This window comes from Rhizobium sp. PEPV16 (assembly GCF_008919455.1).
In the GTDB taxonomy this organism is placed as follows: domain Bacteria; phylum Pseudomonadota; class Alphaproteobacteria; order Rhizobiales; family Rhizobiaceae; genus Rhizobium; species Rhizobium leguminosarum_Q.
Genome location: NZ_VSZV01000319.1, coordinates 19,421 through 39,913, shown reverse-complemented (window position 1 = coordinate 39,913; position 20,493 = coordinate 19,421). Strand labels below are relative to the sequence as shown.

General features: G+C 61.3%; 24 protein-coding genes. 12 read left to right on the top strand and 12 right to left on the bottom strand.

Annotated features, from left to right (window positions below; translation table 11 throughout):
* Positions 1-12: 12 nt before the first annotated feature.
* The gene (locus tag FY112_RS20250; protein WP_151519130.1) at positions 13-1,239 is read right to left on the bottom strand and encodes a DNA recombination protein RmuC; all 1,227 of its coding nucleotides are present in this window, start codon (positions 1,237-1,239) and stop codon (positions 13-15) included.
* 206 nt (positions 1,240-1,445) lie between these two features.
* On the opposite strand from FY112_RS20250, the gene FY112_RS20245 reads away from it, so the two are divergent.
* The 6 genes from FY112_RS20245 to truA all read left to right on the top strand — a co-directional run bounded on the left by FY112_RS20245 (position 1,446) and on the right by truA (position 6,097).
* The gene (locus tag FY112_RS20245; RefSeq protein WP_151519129.1) at positions 1,446-2,942 is read left to right on the top strand and encodes a globin-coupled sensor protein; all 1,497 of its coding nucleotides are present in this window, start codon (positions 1,446-1,448) and stop codon (positions 2,940-2,942) included.
* 97 nt (positions 2,943-3,039) lie between these two features.
* The gene (gene def, locus FY112_RS20240) at positions 3,040-3,555 is read left to right on the top strand and encodes a peptide deformylase (RefSeq protein ID WP_131707852.1); all 516 of its coding nucleotides are present in this window, start codon (positions 3,040-3,042) and stop codon (positions 3,553-3,555) included.
* 64 nt (positions 3,556-3,619) lie between these two features.
* Positions 3,620-3,904 (top strand): plasmid stabilization protein, encoded by a 285-nt coding sequence (locus FY112_RS38620; RefSeq protein WP_151519128.1) that lies wholly within the window; start codon positions 3,620-3,622, stop codon positions 3,902-3,904.
* Positions 3,901-4,323 (top strand): type II toxin-antitoxin system VapC family toxin, encoded by a 423-nt coding sequence (locus tag FY112_RS20230; RefSeq protein WP_151519127.1) that lies wholly within the window; start codon positions 3,901-3,903, stop codon positions 4,321-4,323. The genes FY112_RS38620 and FY112_RS20230 overlap by 4 nt, the downstream gene beginning before the upstream one ends.
* A gap of 20 nt (positions 4,324-4,343) precedes the next feature.
* Positions 4,344-5,279, top strand: a complete 936-nt coding sequence (gene fmt, locus FY112_RS20225; protein WP_151519126.1) for a methionyl-tRNA formyltransferase — start codon at positions 4,344-4,346, stop codon at positions 5,277-5,279.
* Positions 5,279-6,097, top strand: coding sequence for a tRNA pseudouridine(38-40) synthase TruA (gene truA / locus FY112_RS20220; protein WP_027666163.1), 819 nt, complete (start codon positions 5,279-5,281; stop codon positions 6,095-6,097). The genes fmt and truA overlap by 1 nt, the downstream gene beginning before the upstream one ends.
* 119 nt (positions 6,098-6,216) lie before the next feature.
* On the opposite strand, the gene FY112_RS20215 is transcribed toward truA, so the two are convergent.
* From FY112_RS20215 to dapD, 3 genes are all read right to left on the bottom strand, one after another.
* Complete coding sequence (locus FY112_RS20215; protein ID WP_017958745.1) at positions 6,217-6,813, bottom strand: hypothetical protein; 597 nt, start codon at positions 6,811-6,813, stop codon at positions 6,217-6,219.
* Complete coding sequence (gene dapE / locus FY112_RS20210) at positions 6,800-7,993, bottom strand: succinyl-diaminopimelate desuccinylase (protein ID WP_151519125.1); 1,194 nt, start codon at positions 7,991-7,993, stop codon at positions 6,800-6,802. The genes FY112_RS20215 and dapE overlap by 14 nt, the downstream gene beginning before the upstream one ends.
* Positions 7,994-8,093: 100 nt before the next feature.
* On the bottom strand, positions 8,094-8,954 hold the full coding sequence (dapD, locus tag FY112_RS20205; protein WP_017958747.1) for a 2,3,4,5-tetrahydropyridine-2,6-dicarboxylate N-succinyltransferase: 861 nt from the start codon (positions 8,952-8,954) through the stop codon (positions 8,094-8,096).
* A 193-nt stretch (positions 8,955-9,147) separates the two neighbouring features.
* Between dapD and FY112_RS20200 the strand changes: the two genes are divergently transcribed.
* Positions 9,148-10,014: an LOG family protein gene (locus FY112_RS20200; protein ID WP_094087689.1), complete on the top strand. Its 867-nt coding sequence runs from the start codon at positions 9,148-9,150 to the stop codon at positions 10,012-10,014.
* An 89-nt stretch (positions 10,015-10,103) separates the two neighbouring features.
* On the opposite strand, the gene FY112_RS20195 is transcribed toward FY112_RS20200, so the two are convergent.
* Together FY112_RS20195 and FY112_RS20190 are read right to left on the bottom strand one after the other, a co-directional pair.
* Positions 10,104-10,736, bottom strand: a complete 633-nt coding sequence (locus tag FY112_RS20195; protein ID WP_151519124.1) for an EF-hand domain-containing protein — start codon at positions 10,734-10,736, stop codon at positions 10,104-10,106.
* 104 nt (positions 10,737-10,840) lie between these two features.
* Positions 10,841-11,548 (bottom strand): pyrimidine 5'-nucleotidase, encoded by a 708-nt coding sequence (locus FY112_RS20190; RefSeq protein WP_151519123.1) that lies wholly within the window; start codon positions 11,546-11,548, stop codon positions 10,841-10,843.
* 102 nt (positions 11,549-11,650) lie between these two features.
* Between FY112_RS20190 and FY112_RS20185 the strand changes: the two genes are divergently transcribed.
* Both FY112_RS20185 and FY112_RS20180 read left to right on the top strand, forming a co-directional pair.
* Complete coding sequence (locus FY112_RS20185; RefSeq protein ID WP_131643990.1) at positions 11,651-12,727, top strand: trifunctional transcriptional activator/DNA repair protein Ada/methylated-DNA--[protein]-cysteine S-methyltransferase; 1,077 nt, start codon at positions 11,651-11,653, stop codon at positions 12,725-12,727.
* Complete coding sequence (locus tag FY112_RS20180; RefSeq protein WP_151519122.1) at positions 12,724-13,494, top strand: isocitrate lyase/phosphoenolpyruvate mutase family protein; 771 nt, start codon at positions 12,724-12,726, stop codon at positions 13,492-13,494. Before FY112_RS20185 ends, FY112_RS20180 begins: the two co-directional genes overlap by 4 nt.
* Positions 13,495-13,664: 170 nt before the next feature.
* Here the strand turns inward: FY112_RS20180 and FY112_RS20175 are convergent, their stop codons facing one another.
* Both FY112_RS20175 and argB read right to left on the bottom strand, forming a co-directional pair.
* On the bottom strand, positions 13,665-14,813 hold the full coding sequence (locus tag FY112_RS20175; RefSeq protein WP_017958753.1) for an alpha-hydroxy acid oxidase: 1,149 nt from the start codon (positions 14,811-14,813) through the stop codon (positions 13,665-13,667).
* 69 nt (positions 14,814-14,882) lie between these two features.
* Positions 14,883-15,770: an acetylglutamate kinase gene (gene argB / locus FY112_RS20170; RefSeq protein WP_003556104.1), complete on the bottom strand. Its 888-nt coding sequence runs from the start codon at positions 15,768-15,770 to the stop codon at positions 14,883-14,885.
* Between the two features lie 143 nt (positions 15,771-15,913).
* On the opposite strand from argB, the gene FY112_RS20165 reads away from it, so the two are divergent.
* From FY112_RS20165 to FY112_RS20155, 3 genes are all read left to right on the top strand, one after another.
* Entirely contained in the window at positions 15,914-16,453 is a 540-nt protein-coding gene (locus FY112_RS20165; RefSeq protein WP_017958754.1) for a sigma-70 family RNA polymerase sigma factor, read from the top strand.
* Positions 16,450-17,169 carry an anti-sigma factor gene (locus FY112_RS20160; protein ID WP_026158485.1) on the top strand — a complete coding sequence of 240 codons (720 nt, stop codon included), beginning with the start codon at positions 16,450-16,452 and terminating at the stop codon, positions 17,167-17,169. The genes FY112_RS20165 and FY112_RS20160 overlap by 4 nt, the downstream gene beginning before the upstream one ends.
* Before the next feature lie 122 nt (positions 17,170-17,291).
* Positions 17,292-17,846, top strand: a complete 555-nt coding sequence (locus FY112_RS20155; RefSeq protein ID WP_003544994.1) for a fasciclin domain-containing protein — start codon at positions 17,292-17,294, stop codon at positions 17,844-17,846.
* 273 nt (positions 17,847-18,119) lie between these two features.
* On the opposite strand, the gene FY112_RS20150 is transcribed toward FY112_RS20155, so the two are convergent.
* The 4 genes from FY112_RS20150 to FY112_RS20135 all read right to left on the bottom strand — a co-directional run bounded on the left by FY112_RS20150 (position 18,120) and on the right by FY112_RS20135 (position 20,280).
* Complete coding sequence (locus tag FY112_RS20150; RefSeq protein ID WP_151519121.1) at positions 18,120-19,196, bottom strand: histidine kinase dimerization/phosphoacceptor domain -containing protein; 1,077 nt, start codon at positions 19,194-19,196, stop codon at positions 18,120-18,122.
* 120 nt (positions 19,197-19,316) lie between these two features.
* Positions 19,317-19,592: a hypothetical protein gene (locus tag FY112_RS20145; RefSeq protein WP_024323874.1), complete on the bottom strand. Its 276-nt coding sequence runs from the start codon at positions 19,590-19,592 to the stop codon at positions 19,317-19,319.
* 121 nt (positions 19,593-19,713) lie between these two features.
* Positions 19,714-19,938: a hypothetical protein gene (locus FY112_RS37925; protein ID WP_027666179.1), complete on the bottom strand. Its 225-nt coding sequence runs from the start codon at positions 19,936-19,938 to the stop codon at positions 19,714-19,716.
* A 132-nt stretch (positions 19,939-20,070) separates the two neighbouring features.
* Positions 20,071-20,280, bottom strand: coding sequence for a cold-shock protein (locus FY112_RS20135; RefSeq protein ID WP_017958759.1), 210 nt, complete (start codon positions 20,278-20,280; stop codon positions 20,071-20,073).
* Positions 20,281-20,493 lie beyond the last annotated feature (213 nt).

Sequence of the window (20,493 nt, the reverse complement as noted above, 5' to 3'; positions counted from 1 at the left end):
TGCCCGAAGCGGTCACTCCTCGTCAACCACCCGCAGCTTCAGAAGACCGGTGCGGCTTTCCACCGATTTGGCCGCGGCTTCGCCGTCGCGGGCGGGCTTGGCATCGCCGCCGCCTGCCTCGAATTCCAGCGCTTCGATCCTGGCGCCGCGCTTGGTGAGCTTGTCGGCTGACGTGACCACCATGTCGATATCCTTCTGCGCCATGGCGAAATGGCCTTGCAGTTTGCGCACCCGCTCGTCGAGGCGGCTGAGGTCGTCCATCAGGATCGCCACCTCGCCCTGGATCAGATGCGCCTGCGCCCGCATGCGCTGGTCTTTGAGCACGGCCTGGATGACCTGGATCGACAGCATCAGCAGCGACGGCGAGACGATGACGATGCGTGCGCGGTGCGCCTTCTGCACCACCGGCTCGAAATGCTCGTGGATCTCGGCGAAGATCGATTCGGACGGCACGAAGAGAAAGGCCGTATCCTGGGTTTCCCCCTGGATCAGATATTTCTCGGAAATGTCCCTTATATGGACCTCCATGTCGCGGCGGAATTGCTGGCCGGCGATCTTGCCGGCCTCGGGGGTGCCGGCGTCGCGGATCGCGTTCCAGGCTTCGAGCGGAAATTTTGCGTCGATCACCAGCGGCGGTGCGCCGTTCGGCATGCGAATCGTGCAGTCCGGCCGCGAACCGTTGGACAGCGTCTGCTGGAAGGCGTAGGCGCCCATCGGCAGGCCGTCGGCGACGATCGTTTCCATCCTGGACTGGCCGAAGGCGCCGCGCGTCTGCTTGTTGGACAGAATGGCCTGCAGCCCGACGACATCCCTCGCGAGCGTCTGGATATTGTTCTGCGCGGCATCAATGACCGCCAGCCGCTCCTGCAGCCGCTGCAGGTTCTCATGCGTCGATTTGGTCTGCTCGGTGATCGTCGAGCTGACGCGTTGCGACATGCCGTCGAGGCGTTGGCTGATCGTCTGGTTGAGTTCGCTCTGCCGCGCCCCGAAGACCTCGGTCATTGCCGCGATGCGGCCCTGCATCTCCGCCTGGATCTTCAAAAGCTCGGCCATGCGCGCTTCGTTTTCCTGAGCACGAAAGCTCGCTTCCTCCGCCTGCTCGCGGCGAAGGCTGACGCCGCGCAGCAGAAGCACGATCACCAGCAGGGCGAAGGCGGCGAGAACGCCGCCGACAAGCGCCAGCATGGCCGGGCTGATCGAGGAAAGGGCAAGGGCGAGCGATTCGGAATGGATGGTCATGTCGCAAGCATAACAGAAGAAATGGCGATATATAGATCAAAACGTGAACGGAATGAGCCGCCCTCAATATCCTTCCAAGCCATCGCTCTTCCTCGCCCGGGGAGAAGAAATCGCCGTCTCATTTAACGATTGCTCAACCATATTGGCCAAAACCTGCGGCGCAGAAATTCCTTCCCGCGCGCGTCGCGCCAAGTACAGAGATCTCCATGACCGCCCAGCAGACCGACAGTGCCCTCAGGCAGCGCCTCGATTTCATCGAACTGGATGAGGCAGCGCTCAAGTCGATGCGGGATCTGCGCCCTGTCATATCAGAGCTGATCGGCGGCGCCCTCGATAAATTCTACGCCAAGATCGCCAAGACCCCGGCTGTCGCAGGCTTTTTCGCCGATAAGAACCATGTCGGCCATGCCAAGAAGCGCCAGCAGGATCATTGGGCCAATCTTGCTGGCGGCGCGTTCGACGAGAGCTATGTCAACGGCGTGACCGCGGTCGGCCGGACGCACGCCCGTATCGGGCTGGAGCCGCGCTGGTATATTGGCGGTTACACCATCGTCATGTCCGAACTCGTCAAAGGCATCATGGAGAAGCAGTGGCCGTCGATCTTCGCGCGCCAGCAGGGCAAGGCATTGGCCGAGAAGCTGTCGGCCGTCATCAAGGCCGGCATGCTCGACATGGACTATTCCATCTCGGTCTATCTCGAGACGCTCGAAGCAAAGCGCCGCGCCTTGGAAGAGCAGCGTGCTAAGGCCGAATCCGATCAGGCGATCGCGCTGGAGCAGCTGCGCCGCGGCCTGGAAGCGCTGTCGAACGGCGATCTCGAAGCCACCCTGCCATCCGACCTGCCGGGCAATTTCCGGCAGATGGCCGAGGATTACAACCGCGCCGTCAGGGCGCTAAGCCAGTCCTTCGCCTCCGTGCGCGAGACTTCGGGCCATATCATGAGCGGCGCCGATGTCATTTCCAATGCAACCAACGATCTGGCGCTACGCACTGCCCAGCAGGCGGCAGGCGTCGAGGAGAGCTCGGCCGCCCTGCAGCAACTGTCCGTCAGCGTCGGCCAGACGGCCGCCAATGCCGAGAAGGCGTCGGATGCCGTGCGCGAGACGCAGCAGAAGGCGAAGAACTCCGGCGAACTCGTCACCAGCGCCGTCTCGGCGATGGCCGGCATCGAGAAATCCTCGACCGGGATCTCCAAGATCATCGGCGTCATCGATGAGATCGCCTTTCAGACCAATCTGCTGGCGCTCAACGCCGGCGTCGAGGCGGCGCGTGCCGGCGATGCCGGCAAGGGTTTTGCCGTCGTCGCCCAGGAAGTCCGCCAGCTCGCCCAGCGCACCGCGGAAGCGGCCAAGGAGATCAAGAACCTGATCTCGCAGAGCTCGACCCAGGTCAATCAGGGCGTCAGCATCGTCTCCAGCACCGGTGAGGCGCTGAACGACATGATCAGCCGCATCGATATCATCAACCGTTTCGTCGCCGATATCGCCGCCGCTGCCCGCGATCAGGCGACCGGGGTCAACGAGGTCAGCCTCGCCGTCCGCAACATGGGTGCGATCACCCAGCAGAATTCAGACATGGTCGAGCAATCCTCGGCGGAAACCCGCCGGCTCAAGGACGAGGTGGAGACGCTGATCGAGCTGCTGCGGCGTTTCCGCGCCCGACTGGAGGGCCGCTCCGCCGGTGCTGCTCGACGGGCTGCCTGAGGCCAATATGGCAAAATTCCAGACGGGGATGCAAAAAAGCGTATTCCCCGCCTACCGGATAATTCCATAGTCGGAAAAGATGGGTTATGGGAACGCCATGACCATCAAGCCACTCATCATTCTTCCCGATCCCGTTCTCCGCCAGCTGTCCAAGCCGATCGAGCGGGTGGATTCCGACCTGCAGCGTCTTGCCGACGATATGCTGGAAACCATGTACGACGCGCCGGGCATTGGCCTTGCGGCGATCCAGATCGGCGTGCCGCGCCGCATGCTCGTCATCGACATTTCGCGCGAGGGCGAAGAAAAGCAGCCGCAGGTCTTCATCAATCCGGAGGTCCTCACATCCTCCGACGAGCGCTCCGTTTATGAGGAAGGCTGCCTTTCGATTCCGGATTATTATGCCGAGGTCGAGCGCCCGGCCACTGTCTCGGTCAAGTATCTCGACCGGAACGGCAAGGAACAGACGGTGGAAGCCGATGGCCTGCTCGCCACCTGCCTGCAGCACGAGATCGACCACCTGAACGGCGTGCTCTTCATCGATTACATTTCGCGGCTGAAGCGGGAGATGGTGATCAAGAAGTTCACCAAGGCGGCGAAGTCCAAGGCGCTCTGACGCTGCGTTGAAAATTCATCGGCGAGATACTATGATATCACTGATATCATAGTGGAGGTGCCGAATGGGTGATTTTCTGATCAGAAACATTTCCGAAGTATTGAAGCGAGACATTGCGCAATCGGCGCAGCGGAGCGGAAACAGCCTTTCGGACGAGGCCAAGGAGCTTTTGCGGGAAGCGCTGAAAAGAAAAACCGAAGCAAAGCCCGAGACTTTGTCGGCGTATGACGCAATACGCGCCGCTTTCGTCAGCGAAAATGCAGTCGACGATAAATTTGCTGCAATCATGGACGAAATCGAGGCCGCGCGGAAAAAAGATTTCGGCCGTCCGTTCGAGGATTTCGAATGATCGTTCTCGATACGAATGTGATTTCCGAGTTCGCCAGGCCAGCGCCGAATGAAAAGGTGAAGGCCTGGATATTGCAGCAGGATGGCTCGAGAATCTGGCTTTGCACGGTTGGCTTGATGGAGCAGATTTACGGAGCCGAAAGGGTTTTCTTGAAGACAGGATCGGACCGCTTCTTTCGCGCGATCGAGAATTTGGTGAAAGGCCAGTTTCGCGATCGTATCGCCGGCTGGGATTTGGAAACGGCCATGGCAACCGGTCGCTTGCGGGCGAAACGCGAAAGCATGGGGCGGCCGATTTCGGTCCAGGATGCCATGATTGCCGCCATCTGCCTTGCAAACGGCGCGACGCTTGCGACCCGCAATACCCGAGATTTCGAGGGGCTTGATCTCAAGCTCGTAAACCCGTTTGAAGACGGTTGATCCTCAATTGGCGAGATAAAATGTCTCTTCGCATCATCTTCATGGGAACCCCGGAGTTTTCGGTTCCGACCCTGCGCCTGCTCGTCGATGCCGGCCACAGGATCGTTGCGGTCTATACGCAGCCGCCGCGGCCGGGCGGGCGGCGCGGCCTCGATCTGCAGAAATCGCCGGTGCATCAGGCGGCTGAACTGCTCGGCCTGCCGGTCTTCACCCCTGTCAATTTCAAAGACCCCGGGGAGCGCGAAAGGTTTCGGGACCTGAATGCCGATGTCGGCGTCGTCGTTGCCTACGGACTGTTGCTGCCGGAAGCGATTTTGAACGGCACAAGGGATGGCTGCTACAACGGCCATGCCTCGCTTCTGCCACGCTGGCGGGGTGCGGCTCCCATCCAGCGGGCGATCATGGCCGGCGACGCAAAGACCGGCATGATGGTGATGAAGATGGACAAGGGTCTGGATACCGGCGCGGTCGCGCTGACCCGCGAAGTAGAGATCGGCCCGAACATGACGGCTGGCGAATTGCACGACCGGCTGATGCTGGTCGGCGCCAAGGCGATGGCGGAGGCCATGGTGAAGCTCGAGATGAACGACCTGCCGCTGACGCCGCAGCCGGAAGAGGGCGTGCTTTACGCCGCCAAGATCGACAAGGCAGAGACCCGCATCGATTTCGCCCGTGATGCGCGCGACGTGCACAATCATATCCGCGGCCTCGCGCCGTTTCCGGGTGCCTGGTTCGCGCTCGAAATCGGCGGCAAGCCGGAGCGGGTGAAGGTGCTGGCGTCCGAACTGGCTGAAGGGCAGGGTGCTGCCGGGTTATTGCTGACGGATGATCTGGTGGTCGCTTGCGGCTCGGGCGCCGTGCGGCTGACCAGGCTGCAGAAGGCCGGCGGCAAGCCGCTGGCGGCGGCCGATTTCCTCAGGGGCACGCCGCTTGCGGCGGGCACGAGGCTTTCCTGATGCCGCGTTTCCGCATGACCGTCGAATATGACGGCGGCCCCTATGTCGGCTGGCAGCGGCAGGAGAACGGCCCCTCGGTGCAGGGCGCGATCGAGGCGGCGGTGCTGTCGCTGACCGGCGAGACCGTGTCGGTTCGCGGCGCCGGACGCACCGATTCCGGCGTCCACGCCATGGGGCAGGTGATCCATGCCGATCTTTCGAAGGACTGGTCGCCCTACCAGCTGCAGAATGCCTTGAACGCGCATCTGAGGCTTGCCGGCGAGCGCGTCTCCATACTCGACGTCGAGGCGGCGCCCGAGTTCTTCGATGCGCGCTTTTCGGCGCTGCGGCGCCATTACCTCTATCGCATCGTCAGCCGCCGGGCGCCGCTGGCGCTCGAAGCCGGCAAGGCCTGGTGGGTGCCGAAGGTGCTCGATCACGAGGTCATGCATGCCGCCGCCCAGAGGCTGGTCGGCCGGCACGATTTCTCCACCTTCCGCGCCGCCCATTGCCAGGCAAACAGTCCGGTCCGCACGCTCGACCGGCTGGATGTGACGCGCAACGGCGAGCTGATCGAGATCCGCGCTACGGCGCAGAGTTTTCTCCATAACCAGATCCGTTCCTTCGCCGGCACGCTGAAGCTTGCCGGCGAAGGCAAATGGACACCTGATGATGTCGAGGCGGCGCTTGAAGCGCGCGACCGCAAGGCCTGCGGCCCGGTGGCGCCGCCGGACGGGCTCTATTTCATGCAGGTGGATTATCCCGAGGTGATCCCCGATCGCCGAAGGCCGGTCACCGATGCCGATGCCAATGACGAGGATGCTGATGATCCCTCGTAAGCTTGCCTAGAACAGGATGATTTTAGGCCGGGTCGGCCTAAAATCTGAATCCTGTTCTAAATTAAAGAATTAGAGCATGATGTCGCCCGAAAACCGCTCACACTTTTCGGCATCATGCTCTAGGCGGGATAGATGCCGAGGAAGTGCTGCAGATATTCCGAAAGGATCATCGACGGCACGAGCAGCACCAGTGTCAGCGCCCCGGTCATCAGCGCATGGCCATGGCAGATCATCCGGAGAATGCGCGCCAGCACGAAGACCTGCGCCAGCATGAAGGCGAGCAGCAGCAGCGAGACGAGGCCGACGGATCCGGGCAGGAAGAACACCAGCGCCAGCAGCAGCCCGTTGATATAGGAAAGCGGCACGCCGAGCCAGTTGACGCTGACGACGACCGGGGCGAAGCGCTCGCCCATGCGGAAGGCAAGCAGCAGCAACCCGGCAAAGATCAGCGGCACGAACCAGTTGGCGACCTCAACGAGGCCGAGCCTGATATAGAAAGGAAGATCGACATCGGCTTCCGGCGGCATCGCCCGCAGGAAGGCCTGTCGCCACCAGAGCCAGGAAATGCCCATCGGCGGCAGGCACCAGAGCATCGCCCAGAACGAACGGTTGACGCCGCGCTCGGACATGTCGAGGTAGCGGAAGCCACGCGGATCCAGCCGGATCAGCAGCCAGAGGCCGGCCAAATAGTACTGAACCTCCCTAAAGCCCGGCATTGGCGAACCAGCGGGCGATGAAGGTTTCGTAGATCGCCGTCAGCGTCTCCAGATCGGCGACAGCGACGCGCTCATCGACCATGTGCATCGTTTGGCCGACGAGGCCGAACTCGACGACCGGGCAATAATCCTTGATGAAGCGCGCATCCGATGTGCCACCGGTGGTCGAAAGCCGCGGCGACTGGCCGGAAGCGCTTTCGACGGCTGAAGACAGCGAGGCGATCAGCGCATTGTTGCGCGTCAGGAAGACATGGCTCGGCCGATCGGCCCAGACGATATCATAGGCCACCGGTTCGCGGCCCGGCCGCAACGCGCCGTTGTCTGCGGCGGCGTCGAGACGGCGCAGGATTTCGGCACGCAGCGTTTCGACCGTCCAGCTGTCGTTGAAGCGGATGTTGAAGCTTGCCGATGCCTTGGCCGGAATGACATTGGTCGCCGGATTGCCGACATCGACCGTGGTCACTTCGAGGTTCGATGGCTGGAAATCGTCGGTGCCGCCGTCAAACGGCGGGTCCATCAGCGCCTGCGTCAGTTGCAGCATGCCGCGCACCGGATTGTCGGCAAGATGCGGATAGGCGGCATGGCCCTGGACGCCGCGAACGGTGATTTTACCCGACAGCGAGCCGCGCCGGCCGATCTTGATCATGTCGCCGAGCCTGTCCGGATTGGTCGGCTCGCCGACAAGGCAGGCATCCCAGCGCTCGCCGCGCTCGGCCGCCCATTGCAGCAGCTTGATCGTGCCGTTGATCGCCGGGCCTTCTTCGTCGCCGGTGATAAGAAAGGAGATCGAGCCCTTGGGCGGCCCGTTTTTCTCGATATGGCGGGCGACGGCGGCGACGAAACAGGCGATGCCGCCCTTCATGTCGACGGCGCCGCGGCCGAAAAGCTCGCCCTTCGAAATCTGGGCCTCAAAGGGCGGATGCGTCCAGGCGGCTTCGTCGCCGACCGGCACGACATCGGTATGCCCGGCAAACATCAGATGCGGACCGTCCTTGCCGAGGCGGGCATAGAGGTTTTCGATGTCGGGTGTTCCCTCTTCGCTCGCCTTCACCCTGTCGACCGTAAAGCCGAGCGGCGCAAGCATCGCCTCCAGCGCCGTGAGCGCGCCGCCTTCGGCGGGCGTCACGGACGGGCAGCGAATCAGCGTCTGGAGATTGGCGACGGGGTCGGTAGCGGTCATGGCGGTCGAACTATCCGGCGGGAATGGCAAAGACATGGCAAGGCGGGGCCGCCTCGCGTAAAAGACGCCGTCTGTTTACCGGATCAATGTCCCGGTGTCATCAATCTCTGAGCAGCTCGTTGATGCCGGTCTTCGAGCGGGTCTTTTCATCGACGCGCTTGACGATGACGGCGCAGTAGAGATGCGGCGCCGGCTGGCCGTTGCCCATCGTCGCATTGCCCGACGGCATCGAGCCGGCGACGACGACGGAATAGGGCGGCACTTCGCCATAGGTCACCTCGCCGGTGGCGCGGTCGACGATCTTGGTCGACTTGCCGATAAAGACGCCCATGCCGAGCACCGAGCCTTCGCGGATGATGCAGCCTTCGACCACCTCGGAACGGGCGCCGATGAAGCAATTGTCCTCGATGATCGTCGGGCCGGCCTGCATCGGCTCCAACACGCCGCCGATGCCGACGCCGCCGGAGAGATGCACATGTTTGCCGATCTGCGCGCAGGAGCCGACCGTTGCCCAGGTATCGACCATCGTGCCTTCGCCGACATAGGCGCCGAGGTTGACGAAGGAAGGCATCAGGATGGCGTTCGGCGCGATATAGGCCGAACGGCGCACGACGCAATTCGGCACGGCGCGGAAGCCGGCGGCGCGGAACTGGTTCTCGCCCCAGTTCTCGAATTTCGAGGGCACCTTGTCCCACCAGGTGGAATTGTCCGAGCCGCCCTTCACCACGTCCATGTCGTTGAGGCGGAAGGACAGCAGCACGGCCTTCTTCAGCCATTGATTGACCGTCCAGGCGCCGTCGGCGCCGCGTTCGGCGACACGGGCCTTGCCGGCATCGAGCAGATCGAGCGCTGCTTCGACGGCATCGCGAACCTCGCCCTTCGTCGACGTGTTCACATTGTCGCGATTGTCGAAGGCGGCTTCGATGATCTTTTCGAGGGATGCGAGGTCGGTGGCGCTCATGAGAATTCCTTAAACTTCGATCTTTATCGTGGAGACAGCCGGTCTCCGGAATGCGGTTGGGCGGGGGTGCGTCCTGCTCTACAGCATGAAGCCGTAGAACGGAATGATTTTTCCGACAAGATCATATCTGGATTCAAGGCGTTATAGCGACATATCCGGCTTCGTGGCCGGCAATACTGAAAGGCATTTCGACATGGCGAAGGGACGAAACGGCGGTTCGCGGCGCAAGGATGGTGTATGGGACCCGTTGAAGAGCAGCTCGACCGATAGGCAGCGCGCCGAAGCCGTGCCGAAGACGCCGCAGACGATGTCGCCTGCCTACCGCCTTGCCTATGTCGACGAGGATTTTCTTTGCCGCGAGGAGTTACGACCGATCCGGCTGCAGCTGGAGCTGTTGAAGACGGAGATGATGCTGACCGAACGCGGCATCAAGTCGACCGTCGTCATGTTCGGCGGCGCCCGCATTCCCGCCCCCGGTCAGAGCGCCTGGGCGGCCCGCAACGATATCCAGCGCGTCAACCTGGAGGCGGCCTCCGTCTATTATGACGAGGCGCGAAAATTCGCCCGGCTCTGCTCGAAATATTCGGCCACCTTCAATTTTCACGAATATGTCATCGTCACCGGCGGCGGCCCCGGCGTGATGGAGGCCGGAAATCGCGGCGCGGCCGACGAGGGCGCCCCTTCGATCGGGCTCAACATCGTGCTGCCGCACGAGCAGGCGCCGAACGCCTATGTGACGCCGGAGCTCAGCTTCAACTTTCACTACTTCGCCATCCGCAAGATGCATTTCATGGTGCGCGCCAAGGCGATCGCCGTCTTTCCCGGCGGCTTCGGCACGCTCGATGAATTCTTCGAATGCCTGACGCTGATCCAGACCGGCCGCATGGAGCGCCTGCCGCTAATCCTTTTCGGGGAGGCGTTCTGGCGGAGCATCATCAATTTCGAGGCATTGGCCGAATTCGGCACGATCGCACCTGACGACGTCAAACTGATCAGCTTCGTCGACACGGCCGAAGCCGCATGGAAGATCGTCCAGGATTTCTACGAACACCGCGAATAGGCGCTTCGGAGGGACAAGCCGCAAAGCCTCTCCCCTCCGAGGCGGGGAAAGGCAAGGGCAAGTTGTCGTCCGGCCTTTAGCGTCTGGCCTTAGAGCAGCGGCCGGTCCGGCATGTCATCGATCGAGATGACGCCATCCTTGTTCCGGTCCATCCGCGCAAACAGCTTGTCGAAGGCGGCTGTCGCTTCCTGTTTGGAAATCTGGCCGTTCTCGTCGGTGTCGACCCGGTGCATCATGATCGAGGCGCGCATGATGTTGCCGCCATGGCGCATCCAGCGATGCCCGTCACGACCATCGTGACCTTCGCGAGGCGACCGTCCATGGTCGTTATTGTCTGCCGTCGCGGCTGCGGCATTCGCATCCTTGTTTTCGCCGGCCTCCTGCTTGCGCTGGTCTCTCATCGCCTGCATCTGCGTTTGCCGGTACGCACGGATTTCGCCCGGTGTCAGCGAACCGTCCTTGTTGGTATCGATCGCGGCGAAGATCTTGTCGATACCGGCAGTCGCCTCGTCCTTGGAGACCTTCCCGTCCTTGTTCGCGTCGAACTGCTTGAGCATGCGGACATAGGTGATTTCGCGGAAGGCATCAGAGCCCGGACCGGGCCGGCCCATGCCATGATGCTGGCGCGGCCCGTCGCTGGGTGCGGCAAAGCCTGCCCCGGCGGCTGCGCCGAAGATGAGGGTGGAGGAAAGCGCTGCCAGTATCAGCTTGTTGCAGTACATCGTGTTTGCCTTTCATAAGGTGTCCCCTCACGAAAGAAGCTATGGCAGTGGGTCCGAAAGACCCAGTTAAACATCGGTAAGCTAAGTGAAAACTTGGTAATGCTTCAGCCGGTAATCTTGCCGAGGAAGACGGCGAGATCGTCGGTGACAAAATCGATATGATCCTCCTCGCCGCTGGTCTTTTCCCACCATTCGACGACCGTCTCTTCCAGATTGCGCGGCACCAGCAGCACAGTCTGCATGCCGAGCGCCTTCGGCACCGTCAGGTTGCGCGGCAGATCCTCGAACATAGCCGCCTTGGTGGTTTCGACCCGCTTCAGCGCCGCGAACTTGTCGTAGGTCGCCTGCGCCGGCTTCGGCACGTAATCGGCGGCGACGATATCGAAGATGTCGTCGAAATGCTCGAGAATGCCGAGCGCCTCCGCCGTCATTTCGGCATGCTTGACGCTGCCATTGGTGAAGATGAACTTGCGCCCCGGCAGCGCCTTGATCGCCTCGCCGAGTTCCGGCTGCGGCGTCAGCGCGGTGTAATCGATCGCATGCGCCTTTTCGAGGAAGTCGTTCGGGTCGATGCCGTGGTGGATCATCAGGCCCTGCAGCGTCGTGCCATGCTCGAGGTAATATTGCTTCTGCAGCTTGCGCGCCTCTTCCCGCTCCATCTGCAGGAGTGTCGCGACATAGGCGGTCATGTTCTTGTCGATCTGCGCGAAGAGATTGACATGATGCGGATAGAGCGTGTTGTCGAGGTCGAAGACCCAGTCTGTGACGTGCTGGAAATCTGCTTTATCAGGCGTGCGGTCGATCTTGGTCATGGCGGTCTTATGGCACGGCTTATCCGCCAAGGAAATCGACAAGAAAGAATAGACGCCCGATTTTCGGCGGACGGCGCAGGCACGGAATGCTAGAAAGCGGTCATGCTTTTCGAACGCCCCGATGACGATACGCTCTATGACGCCCTGATCGCACGCAGTGCCGATTATGAGGGCCAGGCCTATGTTTGCGTCAAGACGACAGGCATCTTCTGCCGCCTGACCTGCCCGGCGCGCAAGCCGAAGCGGGAAAACACGCTCTTTTTCGATACGATCGCCGCCTGCATGCATTCGGGCTTCCGCCCTTGCCAGCGCTGCAGACCGCTGGAGCAGCCGGGCAGGGAGCCGATCGTCGACGAGCTGCTTGCCGCATTGGACCGTGAGCCGCAGCTGCGCTGGACCGAGGATGAGCTCGTGCGCCGCGGCCATGATCCCTCGACCGTGCGCCGCGCCTTCAAACGCGGGCTCGGTGTGACCTTCCACGATATCGTCCGCTATCGCCGGCTGGGCGAGGCGGCCCGGCAACTGGCCGATGGCGCGCGCGTCATCGATGCGCAGCTCGATGCGGGATATGACTCCCCAAGCGGTTTCCGGGCGGCTTTCCAGCGGCTGGTCGGCAAGGCGCCGGCGTTGTCGCAGAACCGCGAGCTGCTCTTTGCCGACTGGTTCGACACGCCGCTGGGGCCGATGATAGCCGTTGCAGACCAGATGCATCTGCATCTTCTCGAATTCCACGACCGTAAGGCGCTGCCGACCGAGCTCGAGGCGCTGCAGAAGCGCGTCCGCTCGTCGGTCGCGATCGGCCGCACTCCTGTTATCGATCAGATCGAGGCGGAGATCCGGGACTATTTCGAAGGGCGGCTCGCCGTCTTCAAGACGCCGTTGGCGCTCGGCGGCACACCTTTCGAAAAACATGTCTGGGCAAAGCTCATGGAGATTCCCGCCGGCCAGACGCGCGCCTATGGCGATCTTGCAAGGGAGATGGAAAGGCCGGAAGTCGTGCGTGCCGTCGGCCGCGCCAACGGCGCCAACCAGCTTGCCATCATCGTGCCCTGCCATCGCATCCTCGGCGCGGATGGTTCGTTGACCGGCTACGGCGGCGGGCTCTGGCGCAAGCAATGGCTGCTGCGGCATGAACAGAAGATCAGAGCACAAGCACCCAACATGGAGGAGACGGCATGAGTCAGACTGAAAAGGCCAAGGCATTCGGTGCATTGCATCGCAAGGGCGACCCGGTTGTTCTCTACAATATCTGGGATGCCGGGACGGCCAAGGCCGTCGCCGATGGCGGCGCCAAGGCGCTTGCGACGGGAAGCTGGTCGGTGGCCGCTGCCCATGGTTATGCCGACGGCGAAAAACTGCCGATGTCGGTGCTGGTCGACACGGCGAAATCCATCACCGCTGCCGTCGACCTGCCGCTTTCGGTCGATTTCGAAGGCGCCTATTCGGCCGAGGCTGAAGGTGCGGCCGCCAACGTTGCCAAGCTGGTGGAGGTCGGCGCTATCGGCATCAATTTCGAAGATCAGGTGGTCGGCGGCGGCGGGCTTTATCCGGCCGAGAGGCAGGCGGCCCGCATCCGCGCCATTCGCGCCATGGCGGAAGGTAAGGGCGTCCCCTTCTTCATCAACGCTCGCACCGATCTCTTCCTGGCCGAGAGCGATCTTTCCAAACATGCCGGTCTGGTGGACGAGGCGATCGAGCGCGGCAAAGCCTATGCGGCCGCCGGCGGCAGCGGCTTCTTCGTTCCCGGCTTGATCGATCCCGCCTTGATCGAGAAGATCTGCGCGGCATCGCCGTTGCCGGTCAACATCATGATGCGGACAGGCGCCCCGGATGTGAAGACGCTGGCCAGGCTCGGCGTCGGCCGCGTCAGTTATGGGCCAGGGCCTTACCGGTCGATGATGGAAAAGCTGAAACAGGAGGCGGCGGCGATTTACAGCCTGCTATAACGTCGAATGTCCGAGGGCCGCAGATCTAAAGCATGTCGCGCAAAAGTGTGCAGCGGTTTTGCGACAACGGCATGCGTAAAACAAAGAGCTAAAGCGCGACGAGCGAATCCGAAAGGTCGCGACGCGCTTTAGTGCGACAATCTGCGGCCCGCAATGAAATCTCGTTCCGCTCAGGAACGGAAGCGCAGATTTCGCCGCGTCAGCTGGCTGACCGAGGTGCAGCCCATCAGCTTCATGCCGCGCTCGATCTCGGTGCGCATCGTCTCCAGCGCCCGTTCGACGCCGGGCTGTCCGGCAGCCGCAAGCGGGAAGAGATAGTAGCGCCCGAGCCCGACGGCTTTCGCCCCCAGCGACAATGCTTTGAGAACATGCGTTCCCCGCTGCACGCCGCCATCCATCATCACGTCGATCCGGTCGCCCACCGCGTCGACGATCTCGGCCAGCTGGTCGAATGCGCTGCGCGAGCCGTCGAGCTGGCGCCCGCCATGATTGGAAAGCACGATGCCGCTGCAGCCGATCTCGGCCGCGTGCTTGGCGTCTTCCACCGACATGATGCCCTTAAGACAGAATGGCCCGCCCCATTCGCGCACCATCTCCGCCACGTCGTCCCACGACATCGAGGGGTCCAGCATCTCGGTGAAGTATCGGCTGATCGACAGCGCGCCGCCATCCATCTTGACGTGGTTTTCGAGCTGCGGCAGCCGGAAGCGCTCGTGTGTCAGCCAGTCGATCGCCCAGGAAGGCTTGATCGCGAACTGGGTCATGCCGGCAAGATTGAGCTTGAAGGGAATGGCAAAGCCCGTGCGCTTGTCGCGCTCGCGGTTGCCGCCGGTGATGCTGTCGACCGTCAGCATCATCGCCTGCACGCCGGCATTTTTCGCTCGCGCCATCATCTCGCGGTTGAGGCCGCGGTCCTTGTGGAAATAGAATTGATAGACCTGCGGCCCGTTGCTGATCTGTCTGGCTTCCTCCAGGCTGATCGTGCCGAGCGAGGAGACGCCGAACATCGTGCCGTGTTTTGCCGCCGCCGCCGCGACCGCCCGCTCCCCCTGGTGGTGGAAAAGGCGCTGCAACGCGGTCGGTGAGCAATAGACCGGCATTGCGAGCTTCTGCCCCATGACGGTCACCGACATATCGACATCGGCCACACCGCGCAAAACGTCGGGCACCAGATCGCAAGCCTCGAAGGCCGCCGTATTGCGCCGGTACGTCACCTCGTCATCGGCGCCGCCGTCTATGTAGTCGAATATCGGCCCGGGAAGACGCCGTTTGGCCATGCGCCGGAAATCGTGAAAATTATAGCAGTCTGTCAGGCGCATTTCGTTCCTCGATACCCTGTTCCCGTGCTAGGAAGATCCGCCCTTCGCAAGTGAAGGGCGCAGCCTCGTTCAGGGAACGATCAGCGTTCCGACGCCGTGCTCGGTGAAGATCTCCAGCAGGACGGAATGGGCGGTCTTGCCGTTCAGGATGACGACACCCTGCACGCCGGCCTTGATCGCATCGATGCAGGTCTCGACCTTCGGGATCATGCCGCCGGAAATCGTGCCATCGGCGATCAGCGCATGCGCTTCGGCGACCGAAAGCTCCTTGATGAGCTGGCCGTTCTTGTCAAGCACGCCGGGCACATCGGTCAGGAACAGCAGCCGGGTGGCGTTCAGCGCGCCGGCAATAGCGCCGGCGAACGTGTCGGCATTGATATTGTAGGTGGCGCCGTCGCGGCCGGGCGCCACGGGGGCGATGACCGGGATCATTTCGGAGCGGGCAAGCAGATCGAGCAGCGTCCGGTCGACCTCGACCACTTCGCCGACGAAACCGAGATCGAGCACGCGCTCGATGTTCGAATCCGGATCCTTGATGGTCTTGCGCGCCTTTTCGGCGAAGACCATGTTGCCGTCCTTGCCGCAAAGGCCGATCGCCCATTCGCCGGTCTGGTTGATCAGCGCGACGATTTCCTTGTTGATCGAGCCGGCGAGCACCATCTCGACGATCTCGACCGTTTTCTGGTCGGTGACGCGAAGCCCGCCCTCGAATTTCGATTCGATGCCCATTTTGCTCAGCATGGCGCCGATCTGCGGGCCGCCGCCGTGAACGACGATCGGGTTGACGCCCGATTGCTTCAAGAGCGCAATGTCGCTGGCAAAGGCCTTGCCGAGCTCGGGATTGCCCATGGCGTGGCCGCCATATTTCACGACAATCGTCTTGTTCTCGTAACGCTGCATGAAGGGCAGTGCCTTGGCCAGAAGCCGCGCCTGCATTTCGCTTTCGGTTTCGTTCATGGGAACCCCGCAGAATTGTTCGCGGCCTTTTATCGCAAGTTTCTGGCAGAGGGAATAATCCAGAGGGCAATAGTTTTTCGTATCTGTCGCGGAGCCGGACGCCGTTACGGTCTGGCGCACGCAAGCTTGAGATGAGGAACGGCATGCAAGGCGATGAGATCGCAGACCTGATCGGCCGCGTCGCACTCGGCGATCGCAGGGCTTTCGTGGCCCTCTACAATCAGACCGGACCGAAACTTTTCTCGATCTGCCTGCGTATCTTGAAGGATCGCACGGAAGCCGAAGAAGCTCTGCAGGAAGTCTATATCAGCATCTGGCAACGCGCTCGCAGCTTCTCCGTCGCCTCGGGTTCGTCCTTGGCATGGCTGGCCGCAATTGCCCGCAACCGGTCGATCGATGCGCTGCGGGCGCGCAAGCCCGTCGCCGACGAATTGGACACGGTCTACGATCTTGCCGATGCCGGACCCGGCCCGGAAATGCAGACGGTGACCAAGGATGAAGGAAGGCGGATTGACACCTGCATGGAAGAGTTGGAAGCTGATCGTGCGGTCGCGGTGAAACGGGCTTATGTCGAAGGGCTGAGCTATCAGGAACTGGCCGATCAGTTTGGTGTTCCGTTGAATACGATGCGGACCTGGCTCAGGCGCAGCCTCTTGAAACTGAGAGAGTGCATGGAACGATGACATCGCCCGACAAAAGCAAGGGAGACCGCTCCCGCGACGAGGTTCTCGCCGGCGAATATGTGCTTGGCGTCCTGTCGTTGCAGGATCGCCGGGTGGTGGAAGAGCGCATACGCCACGACCGGCCCTTCGCTGCGATCGTCAGCCGCTGGGAAACCAACCTCTCCGCCTTCAACGACGAGTATGAAGGCGTCGCTCCGAACCGGGAAACCTTCAAGCAGATCGAGGCGCGGCTGTTCGGCGATGGCCAAAAGCCCCCCTCTTTTTCTCAGGGGCTGTGGAATTCCGCCGTTTTCTGGCGCTCGCTGAGCTTCGCCTGCATCGTCGTCGCCGTCAGCGCCGTCATCTTCGCCTCCGGCGTGGTGCCCGAGCCGCAGGGGCCGGCACCGCTGGTGGCCTCGCTTTCGGGCCAGAACAGTACCATCAATCTTCTGGCCTCCTACGAGCTTCAGAGCGGTCGGCTGAAGATCGTTCCGGTCGCCGCCGGCAAGCCGGAAGAGAAGTCGCTGGAACTTTGGCTGGTCCCGGGCAGCGGTATGACGAGATCGCTCGGTGTGTTCCAGCCGGGCGAAAGCGGTGAACTTGTCATTCCCGCCGAACTGCGCAGCATGATAGCCGATGGCGCAACGCTTGCCGTCAGTCTCGAACCCTTCGGCGGTTCGCCGACCGGCCAGGCGACTGGTCCGGTGATCGCAAGCGGTCCCCTGCACCGGCCGTAATCGTGCTGGCCATAAATCATGTCTCCTTTCTGAAACTCTTCGGCGCGGCTCTCCGTAGTTCGAAATGTCCGGACGACGCTCAGGCATAAAGCCCGCGGATGGTGTCCGGTGAGGAGAAAATCATGATCAAGTCCGTATTGCGCGGCTTCGCGCTCGCCACTGCAATGTCCGCCGTCGCCTTTGCCGCCGCGAAAAACCCGACGGTCGGCGGTGCGGCGATGTTCGATAGCAAGAACATCATCGAGAATGCCGTGAACTCCAAGGATCACACGACGCTGGTCGCAGCCGTCAAGGCAGCAGGCCTGGTCGGCACGCTCGAGGGTAAGGGCCCCTTCACCGTCTTTGCACCGACCAACGAAGCTTTCGCTGCCCTGCCGAAGGGCACTGTCGATACGCTGCTGAAGCCGGAAAACAAGGCGACGCTGACCAAGGTTCTGACCTGCCACGTCGTTGCCGCCGATGCGATGGCCAAGACCGTTGCCAAGATGATCAAGGATGATGGCGGCGAGCACGACATCAAGACCGTCGGCGGCTGCGTGCTGAAAGCCAAGGAAAACATGGGTAAGATCACCCTGACCGATGAAAACGGCGGCGTCTCCCATGTGACGATTGCCGACGTCAAGCAGTCGAACGGCGTCATCCACGTCGTCGACAAGGTGCTGCTGCCGAAAATGTAAGCCCGCTCGTATCGGCAGATGCATTGGGGCGCTCCTAGAGCAATTCCAGGAAAAGTGCAGAGCGGTTTTCCGTCCGGAATTGCGCAAAAACAAAAGGTTAGAGCGGTTCTGCGCTTCCATAAAAAGCTGAACCGCTCTAAGGGCGCCCCAAACACACATTGATGAGGTTGCTAGCGCATAACCCCGAAAATCGGAATCGATTTTCGGAAAGGATTACGCGCAGATTCAAAGTGATAGAGCGTCCCTAGCGCGTCTGAAAAGACGCGCGGCGCTCTATTGGGCCGCTTCAGCTCTCGGGAAGACGAGGGTGACACTCATGCCGGTGTCAGGGGACGAGTTGACTTCGACCTCGGCGCGGGCGTTTTGTTTCAGCGACTGTACGATCATCGCGCTCAGCTTCCCGGGCTGCGGCCAGGTCACATCCTGGGGAAGACCGACCCCGTTATCAGCAACGGTGATCCTGCACCCGGTATCGCCGACCACACAGCGGAGCGTGATCTCGCCACCATCGCGCCCCACGAAGGCATGCTTCAGCGTATTGGTGAGGAGTTCGTTGATGACGAGGCCGGCCGGCATGGCGACATCGACCGAAACCGGCCAGGTATCGACCTTCATGTCCAGCCGGATCCCTTCCACGGCGTGGGCCGCCATCACCGAGGCGGCAATCTGGCTGACATAGGTGCCAAGATCGACTGTGGCGCCTTTCTCTTCGTCTGACAGCGAGCGATAGAGCAGGGCCAAGGCTTCAATTCGCCCGGCAAGCCGTGCAAACCTCTCGCTTTCCTCGTTCTGTTGAGCATTGCGCGCCTCCATTCGGATGAGCGCAGTGATCATCTGAAGATTGTTCTTCACGCGATGCTGAAGTTCCCGCAGAAGGACATCTTTCTCCGTCAGCAGTTCGCTGAAGCTTTCAGCGGCCGTCGCCTCATTGCGGGCAGCAAAGGCCACCAGTCGGAAAAGCGGCGTGTCATCATCGTCGACGATCGTATTCGACCAGACATCGATAATGATAGTGCTCTCGGGTTCGGCCACCAGCGAGAAGGCACCAATATACTCTTCTGCAGTGGTCACAGCGGCGGTCAGCGGCACCTCTCCGGAGACGGCGGTAGATTTCAATTCAATGTCCGGCCAGGGCTTTCCCTGGACTTGGGTTGCCTCGAGCGCCGTCAGCCGTTCGAATTCGAGATTGACATAAATCAGCGGCTCGTTGCCACCGAGTTCGGAGACAGCCACCGCAAACGGCACATGATCGAGAAAGTGTCGAAACCGGTCGTCATCAAGGGCTTCGGCAAGATGGGGCAAGTTGCCGACGCCTTCCGGCGAAATCGGCTGGTCTTTGCTATCGGTCATCAAATATTACTCGTGGACGCGGTTGCTCCGGACAGCAGGAGAACTAGGGTTGCTTTAAAAACTGCGGGGACGCAAGCGTTGATCGGCGGCACGTCCGTCGATTGCCGGCCGCAGGGTGATTTAAGCCCGGTCATAGGTAAATGACGTCAGCAGGGTCGTGACGAAATTGCTCGCCCTTTCCTTGACCAGGACCTCCGTCCATTCATCGGTCCCGCGCAGCCGCAAATCCGTGTAAATACTGTCGACGGCCGCTTCTTCGATACGCTTGATATGGGTCCTGAACGACGCTTCGCCGCCGCCGTGATACATGTCTCTGATCACCATGCGCAGGATCTCCTGAATGGCGATCTGCCAGGCCGTATTGATCGATTGAAGTTCGTTCGCAGTCTCTGCCATTGACGCTTCCTTGGTACGAGTGAATGCCAGCATGCCTTCGGCCATGCTGCAGCGCGAGAGCTGCAAGCCCGTCATTTCAGACGCGGTTTAAATCTCGAGCCTTGTCGATCGGGTTGTGATCTCAGCGGGCTCGGGCGCGTTTCGCAATGAGGGCAGAGGTTGCCGACACCCGGTTACTATGTTCCCGCGCAAGCCGGGCTTCCCGAAGCCGCAACGTCTTTGCCTGTTGCGATTGGGCGTCGGATTCGAGTTCTTCGGCCGCCTGGTTCTTCGCGAAGAACTGGGTCTGGACGTTACCGAAGGCTATCTCCGCCCGCTGGCGAGATTTGCTGTATGTCTCTGTCATCTTGGGTCCGATACTGCGGGCTCGACACGCGAGCGAAAACGAAAAAGGCCAGGCAAATCGCCTGGCCTTGGATTGATAACGTGCTTCCGGCAGTGCCAGTACATCCGTGGTCAAAGGGAAGCAGATACCGATTTAAGCGTTCTGGAGATTGCAAGCGGACATCTTGCCCGACTTGTTGTCACGCTCGAGGTCGAAGCCGATCTTCTGGCCTTCGACGAGTTCGCGCATTCCGGCGCGCTCGACAGCGGAGATGTGAACGAAGGCGTCGTCGCCGCCATTATCAGGCTGAATGAAGCCGAAGCCTTTGGTGGAATTGAACCATTTAACTGTGCCAGTGGTCATGATGAACCCTTTCATAGCAATATTGGAGAACCGCAACGCCAAGGCGATGCGGATGGTGATAGCGATTTTTGAAAGGAAGTTCGTTCAGGGCGCGGTGCCAATCGCGCGATAACCAAGCCAGCAAGCAAAATTCGATGCTCGCTATCTAGCTCATCAAGCTTGCGGCGTCAACCGTTAGTTTTCCGTTTGCGCTGTGTTCAACTTTTGGATGTC